This window comes from Castellaniella sp. (genome assembly GCF_041675725.1).
Classification (GTDB): Bacteria; Pseudomonadota; Gammaproteobacteria; order Burkholderiales; family Burkholderiaceae_B; genus Castellaniella.
Genome location: NZ_JBAYTI010000016.1, coordinates 44196 through 52218 on the forward strand (window position 1 = coordinate 44196; position 8023 = coordinate 52218).

At 64.7% G+C, this 8023-nt stretch carries 8 protein-coding genes and 3 tRNA genes; 5 read left to right on the forward strand and 6 right to left on the reverse strand.

The window, feature by feature from the left end; all coding sequences use genetic code 11:
* Positions 1-33: 33 nt before the first annotated feature.
* Positions 34-110: transfer RNA gene (locus WCZ84_RS04995), tRNA-Pro, on the reverse strand.
* A gap of 163 nt (positions 111-273) precedes the next feature.
* On the opposite strand from WCZ84_RS04995, the gene WCZ84_RS05000 reads away from it, so the two are divergent.
* Positions 274-350 (forward strand) — tRNA-Arg (locus WCZ84_RS05000).
* A 28-nt stretch (positions 351-378) separates the two neighbouring features.
* Here the strand turns inward: WCZ84_RS05000 and WCZ84_RS05005 are convergent.
* From WCZ84_RS05005 to WCZ84_RS05020, 4 genes are all read right to left on the reverse strand, one after another.
* Positions 379-1836, reverse strand: a complete 1458-nt coding sequence (locus tag WCZ84_RS05005) for a phospholipase D-like domain-containing protein (RefSeq protein WP_372685161.1) — start codon at positions 1834-1836, stop codon at positions 379-381.
* A 3-nt stretch (positions 1837-1839) separates the two neighbouring features.
* The gene (locus tag WCZ84_RS05010; RefSeq protein WP_372685162.1) at positions 1840-2079 is read right to left on the reverse strand and encodes a hypothetical protein; all 240 of its coding nucleotides are present in this window, start codon (positions 2077-2079) and stop codon (positions 1840-1842) included.
* Complete coding sequence (locus tag WCZ84_RS05015) at positions 2076-2498, reverse strand: multidrug/biocide efflux PACE transporter (protein ID WP_372685169.1); 423 nt, start codon at positions 2496-2498, stop codon at positions 2076-2078. Before WCZ84_RS05015 ends, WCZ84_RS05010 begins: the two co-directional genes overlap by 4 nt.
* A gap of 105 nt (positions 2499-2603) precedes the next feature.
* Positions 2604-2679 (reverse strand) — tRNA-His (locus tag WCZ84_RS05020).
* Between the two features lie 188 nt (positions 2680-2867).
* Here WCZ84_RS05020 and WCZ84_RS05025 point away from each other — a divergent pair.
* From WCZ84_RS05025 to bamC, 4 genes are all read left to right on the forward strand, one after another.
* A complete protein-coding gene (locus WCZ84_RS05025; protein ID WP_372685163.1) occupies positions 2868-3491 on the forward strand; it encodes an L-threonylcarbamoyladenylate synthase in 624 nt (207 codons plus the stop codon).
* 6 nt (positions 3492-3497) lie between these two features.
* Positions 3498-4151 (forward strand): site-2 protease family protein, encoded by a 654-nt coding sequence (locus tag WCZ84_RS05030; protein ID WP_372685164.1) that lies wholly within the window; start codon positions 3498-3500, stop codon positions 4149-4151.
* Between the two features lie 76 nt (positions 4152-4227).
* Positions 4228-5133: a 4-hydroxy-tetrahydrodipicolinate synthase gene (gene dapA, locus WCZ84_RS05035; protein ID WP_372685165.1), complete on the forward strand. Its 906-nt coding sequence runs from the start codon at positions 4228-4230 to the stop codon at positions 5131-5133.
* Positions 5130-6254, forward strand: coding sequence for an outer membrane protein assembly factor BamC (gene bamC / locus WCZ84_RS05040; protein WP_372685166.1), 1125 nt, complete (start codon positions 5130-5132; stop codon positions 6252-6254). The genes dapA and bamC overlap by 4 nt, the downstream gene beginning before the upstream one ends.
* On the opposite strand, the gene mutS is transcribed toward bamC, so the two are convergent.
* On the reverse strand, positions 6244-8023 hold a 1780-nt coding region (gene mutS / locus WCZ84_RS05045; protein ID WP_372685167.1), incomplete at its 5' end, for a DNA mismatch repair protein MutS. The two genes, bamC and mutS, sit on opposite strands and share 11 nt — an antisense overlap.

The following is an 8023-nucleotide window of genomic DNA, read 5'->3' on the forward strand; positions in this document are numbered from 1 at the left end:
GTGAAGGGTCCCTGTGACGGTGACCTGAATGGATGGTCGGGGCGATAGGATTCGAACCTACGACCCTCTGCTCCCAAAGCAGATGCGCTACCAGGCTGCGCTACGCCCCGATGCAAGAGGCAGATTCTATCATGAAGCCTAAGGTTTTGATCAGGATTCGAGGGCGGGGCGCCCCGGCCGGGACGCATCGATGGTTCATGCCGCTGCTTCAAAGGAAATGGGGCGGATCAGGTTAAAATGCGGGGATCCGGCACGTTGCGGCGTACCGTGATTCCGCCCTTGGCTCAGCTGGATAGAGCAGCCGCCTTCTAAGCGGCAGGTCGCAGGTTCGAGTCCTGCAGGGCGGGCCATACGGGCTGTGCGGGGCGCCCCAAAGGCTCAAAGATAAGGGCTGGCCAGCCAGATCACCCGGTTGCGCAGCCTTGCCCAGTACGGCTGGGCTTGCAGGGCTTCGATCGTGACCCTTTCCGATTGCGCAATCTGCGCATCGATGCGTGCCGCCAGCTGCTGAGCCATGGCCCGGTCGTAGATTTCCATGTCCAGTTCGAAATTCAAGCGCAGGCTGCGTGGGTCCAGGTTGGATGAGCCGACATACGACCAGGCGTCATCGACCGTAAGCAGCTTCGAATGGTTGAACGGGGCCAGGCAGCGCCATACCCGGCAGCCGCCTTCTATGACCTGATCGAGCTGTGCCATCATGGCCCAGTTGATCAGCCGCAGATTGTTGTGGCCCGGAATGACGATGTCCACCGTGACCCCTCGCCGTGCCGCGGTATTCAGCGCGCCCATCAGGGTTTGATCGGGCAGGAAGTACGGGGATTGGATGCGTACGTGGTGTTGCGCCACAGACAGCGCGCCCAGCAGCACGTTGTGCGTGGCGGCAATGAAGCGATCGGGGCTGGAACGCACGCAACGGGCCGGCACCTGTGGTTCGGGGGCCAGGGGCACGATGCGGCACCAGTCTTCTATGCGCAGCCGCTCGCGCGTGGAGAACTCCCAGTCGTTTGCGAAGGCGGCGAACAGTTGCGCGGCGAGCGGGCCTTCGATGCGAAAGTGCGTATCTTGCGAGGCATGCGGCCCCACCAGGGATTTCATGAAGCTTTCGCGTATGTTCATGCCGCCCATGAAACCCATGTGGCCATCGATGAACAGCACCTTGCGGTGGCTGCGCATGTTGGCGTAGGCGGTACGCAGGCCCAGCAGACTGGTGATGAAGAGTTCGGCCGGGATGCCATCGTGGCGCAGCAGGTCGATGATGGGCGGGTGCGAGTATTTCGAGCCAATGGCGTCGATCAGCACGCGGACCTGCACGCCCCGTTCGTGGGCCCGGCGCAGGGCCTGGGCAAACTGCAGGCCGATGCGGTCATGGTCGAATATGTAGCTTTGCAGTGCGATGCAGTGATGGGCTCCATCGATGGCCGCCAGCATCGCGGGATAGGCTTCGTCGCCGCTATCCAGCAGGGTGATGTGATTGCCGTCGTGCAGCGGGAAACGGCTGACCTTGTCGCACAGGATGCGCAGGGCGGCGAATTGCGGCGCGGACACCGGCCCCACGTCGCCGAACAACGGGCGGGCGTGGTGCACGTAATCCTTGATCAGCCGGCTGCGCTGCCCGGAGATCTGGTCGTGGCGGATGCGGTTGATGCCGGCCGCCGCATACAGCAGCGCGCCGAACAGGGGCGAGAGCAGGATGACGCCAACCCAGGCGATCGCGGCCCGTACGTCGTCCTTGTGCATGGCTGCGTGCACCGCACCCACCACGCCGAAGACGACCGACAGCAGCGCGATCAGGTGAGGCCAATACTGTTGCAGGAATGCCCAGAGCAAATCGACCATGGTTCAGTACTGCGCAGGACGCTGCATGAGCGTCTCGAGCCAATCGGGGTTGGGGCGGCCCTGACCAGCCAGTTGCTGGTTGCGCGAATTGGAGCGCCAGACCCCGCCGCCGATGCCGGGAACGGGTTCGGTACGGTACCAGAACCAGCGCCCGTCGGCATCTTGGGCGCACCAATCAAAACCGGTGGGCGCCAGGGACCAATCGGGGCGTTCGGAGGTGAGGAAGGATGCTGCTTGGGTCATGGCACGATCTTTTCACGGATTTTGTCATAGCCCAGGTTGAAAAGAAAGCCATAGGGCAAATAGAAGAGCACGAGGCCGATGTCGAGCAACAGGGCCTGCCAGACTGAAATCCCCAGCCACCATGCCACGAAAGGGATGGCGATCACGATCAGGCCGCCCTCGAAGCCGCAGGTGTGCACGACACGCACCCCGGTGCTGCGGTCGAAGCGCCAGCGCGCCTGGGCGCGGTCGAACAGCCAGTTGTACAGGATGTTCCAGAGCACGGCGATGGTGGCGATGACGGCCGTGAGCACCCCCATGCTGAGTACGCTGTGCCCCGTGATCCACGCCGCCAGGGGGGCTGACAGCCCAATGGCGAGGATTTCGAAGGCCAATGCATGGAACAGGCGTTCGCCTGCCGAACGCTGATGGATTTGCATGGTGTTCAGGTGTACACGGCCCGTGGCGCGCTGGCGGGGTGCCGTCACCCATGGGTGGATCGCAGGCCGGGTCGTCCCGGCATGGGGGCCATGCCCGAAAGGAGGTGGGGTGACCGATGGGGCTCGAACCCACGACAACCGGAATCACAATCCGGGACTCTACCAACTGAGCTACGGTCACCACCGAGAGAACGGCGATTCTACCACGCCCCCACTTCTTTTGCAGCCATAAGCCTCGTCGAATATCAGATGAGTCTGGCGGGGGGCTCATTGTGGTGCCGGTTTACCCCATGTTAACGTGTCGCAAGAGCACGTTTTCACGTTTTGCAGGCCCTGGATGGTGCACTGCATCTTCAAGGATACGACCCTATGACTCAAATATTCGTTGTACATCCGGACAACCCGCAATCACGGCTGCTGCAGCAGGCGGGCGAGCTGCTCGCCGAAGGGGGCCTGGTCGCGGTGCCCACCGACTCCAGCTACGCGGTAGTGGCGCGCCTGGATGACAAGGACGCCGCTCAGCGCCTGCGGCGCCTGCGCGGGCTCGACGAACGCCACCACCTGACCCTGCTGTGCCGGGATCTGGCCGAAATCAGCCATTTTGCGCGCGTCGAGAACGCCCAGTACCGCTTGCTCAAGTCGGCCACCCCTGGCCCCTATACGTTTATTCTGGAAGCCACCCGCGAAGTGCCGCGGCGCGTGTCCCATCCGTCGCGCAAGACGATCGGCATTCGCGTGCCCGACCACCGCGTCGCGCGCGCCCTGATCGACGCCGCTGGCTCCCCGCTGCTCTCGACCACGCTGATCCCGGTAGGCGAAGCGCTGCCGCTGAACGACGCCCAAGACATCATCGACCGCTATGCCCATGACCTGGACGCCATCATCGATGGCGGCGCGTGTCCGTTCGAGTCCACCACGGTCATCGACCTCACCGGTCCCGCCCCCGAAGTCATGCGCCGTGGGCGGGGCGACCCCGCCGCCCTGGGTCTCTGACAAGGCATGGAGCAGCTCATCCAGACACTGGCGGTCTACGCCTTGCCCGTCCTGTTTGCGATCACCCTGCACGAAGCGGCGCACGGGTATGTGGCACGGCATTTTGGCGACCCTACGGCGGCCCAGGCCGGGCGCATCACCCTCAATCCACTGAAACATATCGATCCAATGGGTACCATCGTGGTGCCGCTGGTGCTGCTGTTCGTGACCCGGATGATGGGGGGCGGGCTGCTGTTTGGCTGGGCCAAGCCCGTCCCCGTGAATTTCGGCCGCCTGCGCCGCCCCAAGCAGGACATGCTGTGGGTGGCGCTGGCCGGGCCGGCGTCCAATCTGTTCATGGCGGTGCTGTGGGTGCTGTTCCTGCGGGCCGGCATTGCGACCGGCCTGATTCGCAGCGGCCATGATTTCTGGGCGCTCATGGCCCAGGCGGGGGTGCAGATCAACCTGATCCTGATGGCGCTCAACCTGCTGCCCCTGCCGCCGCTGGACGGTGGGCGCATCGTCTACAGCCTGTTGCCGCACCGCCTGGCCTGGCAGTATGGGAAAATAGAACCCTACGGGCTGCCCATCCTGATCGTCCTGATGTTGCTGGGCTGGCTGTGGCCCTTGATGATGCCGCTGTTGCGCCTCGGAGAATGGTTCGTCGGCGGGTTCATGTAAAACACCGGCACGAATCCGGTAAACTTGTGGTTTTATCTCATCGGGGCACCCCGGTACCCAGGAGGCACAGCGCATCATGGCCGGCTCGGATTCCAACTTTCCTGTCTTTCGCGGCAGCATGGTGGCCCTTGTCACCCCCATGCACCCTGATGGCCAGCTCGATCTAGAGGCTTTTCGCGGGCTGATCGACTGGCATGTGCAACAAGGCACCGATGCCGTCTGCGTGGTGGGGACCTCGGGCGAATCGCCCACCGTCACCGTGCAAGAGCAGGCAGAACTCATCGAACTGGCCGTACGCCACGCCGATGGGCGGGTGCCCATCATCGCCGGTACCGGTGGCAACTCTACGGCCGAAGCCATCGAACTGCAGCGGCATGCCTACGCAGCGGGGGCTGCCGCGGGCCTGACTGTGGTGCCCTATTACAACCGGCCCACCCAGGAAGGCCTCTACCAGCATTTCAGGGCCATCGCAGAATCGTGCGAACTACCCAGCATCCTTTACAACGTGCCTGGGCGTACGGTGGCCGACCTCGCCAACGAAACCATCCTGCGCCTGGCCCAGGTGCCGGGCATCATCGGCGTCAAAGAAGCCAGCGGCAACATTGCGCGTGTCGGCCGGCTGATTGCCGCCGCGCCCGAAGGCTTTCATGTGCTCAGTGGCGATGACGCCACGGCCGCAGCGCTGATCCTGCTGGGCGGGCAGGGCAATATCTCGGTCACGGCCAACGTGGCCCCGGGGCTCATGCACGAACTCTGCATGGCCGCCCTGAACGGCAACGTGCCCGAGACCCAGCGCCTCAATGCCAAGCTGTGCACGCTCAATCACGTATTGTTCCTCGAGGCCAATCCGATCCCGGTCAAATGGGCGCTGGCCGAAATGGGTCTGATTCGGTTAGGCTATCGCCTGCCACTGACCCCGTTGTCCGACTCCCTGCGCCCCATTGTGCGTGAAGCCCTGTCCGAAGCCGGTTGCCTTTCATGAATATACCCATGCCCCTTGCCCGCTCGACACTGATCCTGATCAGTGTCCTGTCGCTATCCGCATGTTCCTCGCTCGAGGAGCTCGTCGGCACGACCGAATCCGTCGAGTACAAAAGCACCGTGTCCGGCGATCCGCTCTCCATCCCGCCCGATCTCACCCAGGCCAACAAGAACACGCGGTACGTGGCCCCCGAAGGGGTCGCCCGCCTAAGCGATTACGCGGCAAGCCAGCGTCAGCGCCTGGATCCGGCCGACCGCGTCCTGCCGCGCAGCGCCAGCATGCAGGTCCTGCGCGATGGCACCCTGCGCTGGCTTTCGGTGGCCGAATCGCCGCACATCCTCTTTCCGCAAATCGTCGAATTCTGGAACGAGCAAGGGTTCACCATCCACACACAGAACCCAGAGGCCGGCCTGATCGAAACTGACTGGGCCGAAAACCGCGCCAAAATTCCCGAAGGCTGGCTGCGCAGCGCGCTGGGCAAGGTGCTCGACCAGGTCTTCGACAGCGGCGAGCGCGATCGCTTCACCACGCGGCTCGAACGAGACGGCTCGCGCACCGAGATCTACATCAGCCACCAGCACATGGAAGAAACCCCCACGGCCGATGGCACGGCGTTCAAGTGGGTGTTCGGCAAAGAAGATCCAGGCCTGAACGCCGCCATGCTGGCGCGCCTCATGGTCTATCTGGGGGCCGAACAGGCGCAGGCAGCCGAACAGGTACGCGCTGCAAGCCAAAGCACGGTACAGGGCGGCGCCACCCAAATCAGCGCCGACCGCACCGCCCTCACGCTCGACGAACCCTTCGACCGGGCCTGGCGGCGCGTGGGCGTGGCCATCGACTCGGCGCGCTTCACGGTCGAAGACCGCAACCGCTCGGCGGGCGATTACTACATCCGCTATCTGGACACGGATACCGGCCAAGAAATCGAACAGCCAACCATGTTCGGGCGCCTGTTTGGCTCGCGCAACACGGCAGAGCCCCTGCGCCTGCGCATCCATGTGGTCGAGCAAGGCGGGGGTAGTGTCATCACCGTGCTGGACGAAACGGGGCAGATGCTCACCGATGACACCGCCCAGCGCATCCTGACCGTGCTGGCCGACAATCTGAAGACTACGCGCTAAGAAATTCTTCGCGCAGCCGGTACAGGGCAGCCAGGGCCTCTCGTGGGCTCAGGCTGTCCGGGTCCAGGGCCTGCAGGGCCGTGTGCAAGGCGTCGTGTAAATCATCGTGCAAGTCATCGCGCAGGGCCCCGTCTGTCGCTGGCGCCTGCGCGTCGGCGGCTGCATCGAACAAATTCAGCTGTGTGGGCATCTGGTTGCGCGCTTCGAGCTCGGTCAGCAGCGTGCGGGCCTGGCGGATCACCGAAGCAGGGATGCCGGCGCGTTGGGCCACGTGCAGGCCGTAGCTCTGGCTGGCAGGGCCGGGGCGCACCTGGTGCAGGAACACCACCCCTTGGCTTGAGTCTGCCGCGGCCAGGTGCACGTTGAAGGCGGCCGGGTCTTCGTCGGGCAGGCGGGTCAGTTCGAAATAATGGGTGGCGAACAGTGTCAGGGCCCGGTTGTGGCTCAGCAGCCGCCGGGCAATGGCCCAGGCCAGGGCCAGCCCGTCGTAGGTCGAGGTGCCGCGCCCGATCTCATCCATGAGCACCAGGCTGTGCGGTGTCGCAGCACCCAGAATGACGCTGGCTTCCATCATTTCCATCATGAAGGTCGATCGCCCACCCGCCAGGTCGTCGGCCGCGCCGATGCGCGTGAAAATCCGATCGATGGGCCCGATGCGGGCCTCGTCCGCCGGCACGTGGCTGCCCATCCGTGCCAGCAGCGCAATCAAGGCCACCTGCCGCATGTACGTGGACTTGCCGCCCATGTTGGGGCCGGTGATCAGCAACAATCGCTGCTCGACGTCCAGTCGGCAGTCATTGGGCGTGTAGGTTTCGATGCTGCGTTCGACCACGGGGTGTCGCCCGGCCCGAATGTCCAGCCCGCTGTCTTGCGCCAGCGCTGGAGCCGTCCAGCCATGGCGCTGGGCGTGCCACGCCAGCGCGGCGAGCGCGTCCAGGCAGGCCAGGGCGGCCGCGCTGCGCGCAAGCGTGGCGGCGTGGCCGGCCGCTTGAGCGACCAATTGCTCGTACAATGATTTTTCGCGCGCCAGGCTGCGCTCGCGTGCAGATAGCACCTTGTCTTCCCAGGCCTTGAGCTCCGGCGTGATGTAGCGCTCGACATTCTTCAGGGTCTGGCGCCGCCGATAGTCGTCTGGCACCTTGTCCGCCTGGCCGCGGCTGACCTCGATGAAAAAGCCATGTACGCGGTTGTATTCGACCTTGAGGTTCGCGATCCCCGTGCGCTCGCGTTCGCGTGCCTCGACCTGCAGCAGGAAGGCCCCGCTGTCGTTGGCCAGCTGGCGCAGTTCATCCAGCTCGACATCATAGCCCGGCGCGACCACGCCGCCCTCGCGCACCATGACGGCCGGTTCTTCGGCCAGGCCATGCAGCAGTGCCGCATGCAGGGCCGGATCCACCGGAACATCGGCCAGGCAGCGTGCCAGCAGCCCGTCATTGGCCGCTGGCCTATCCGGCAACAGGGCCGGATCGGTGAAGTCCTCTAGGCACTGGGCCGCCAAGCCGGGCAGTACCGCGAGGGCGTCGCGCAGGCTGGCCAGCTCGCGCGGGCGAATGGTCTGCATGGACAGCCGGGTCGATAGCCGTTCGAGATCGGGCAGGCCGTGCAGCGCATCGCGCAGGCGGTCCAGGCCGCCGCGCGCGGTGCCGTTACGCAGTTGTGTGATCGCATCCTGACGGGCTTGAGCCTGGGGGTTATCGCGCAGCGGCGCCTGAATCCAGCGCCGCAGTTGGCGGCTGCCCATGGGGCTTTGCGCGTGGTTCAGCGTGCTG

Excerpts from the sequence above, each read along its gene's own strand:
- WCZ84_RS05005 (WP_372685161.1), bottom strand. The coding sequence starts at position 1,836 with ATGGTCGATTTGCTCTGGGCATTCCTGCAACAGTATTGGCCTCACCTG.
- WCZ84_RS05010 (WP_372685162.1), bottom strand. The coding sequence starts at position 2,079 with ATGACCCAAGCAGCATCCTTCCTCACCTCCGAACGCCCCGATTGGTCC.
- WCZ84_RS05015 (WP_372685169.1), bottom strand. The coding sequence starts at position 2,498 with ATGCAAATCCATCAGCGTTCGGCAGGCGAACGCCTGTTCCATGCATTG.
- WCZ84_RS05025 (WP_372685163.1), top strand. The coding sequence starts at position 2,868 with ATGACTCAAATATTCGTTGTACATCCGGACAACCCGCAATCACGGCTG.
- WCZ84_RS05030 (WP_372685164.1), top strand. The coding sequence starts at position 3,498 with ATGGAGCAGCTCATCCAGACACTGGCGGTCTACGCCTTGCCCGTCCTG.
- dapA (WP_372685165.1), top strand. The coding sequence starts at position 4,228 with ATGGCCGGCTCGGATTCCAACTTTCCTGTCTTTCGCGGCAGCATGGTG.
- bamC (WP_372685166.1), top strand. The coding sequence starts at position 5,130 with ATGAATATACCCATGCCCCTTGCCCGCTCGACACTGATCCTGATCAGT.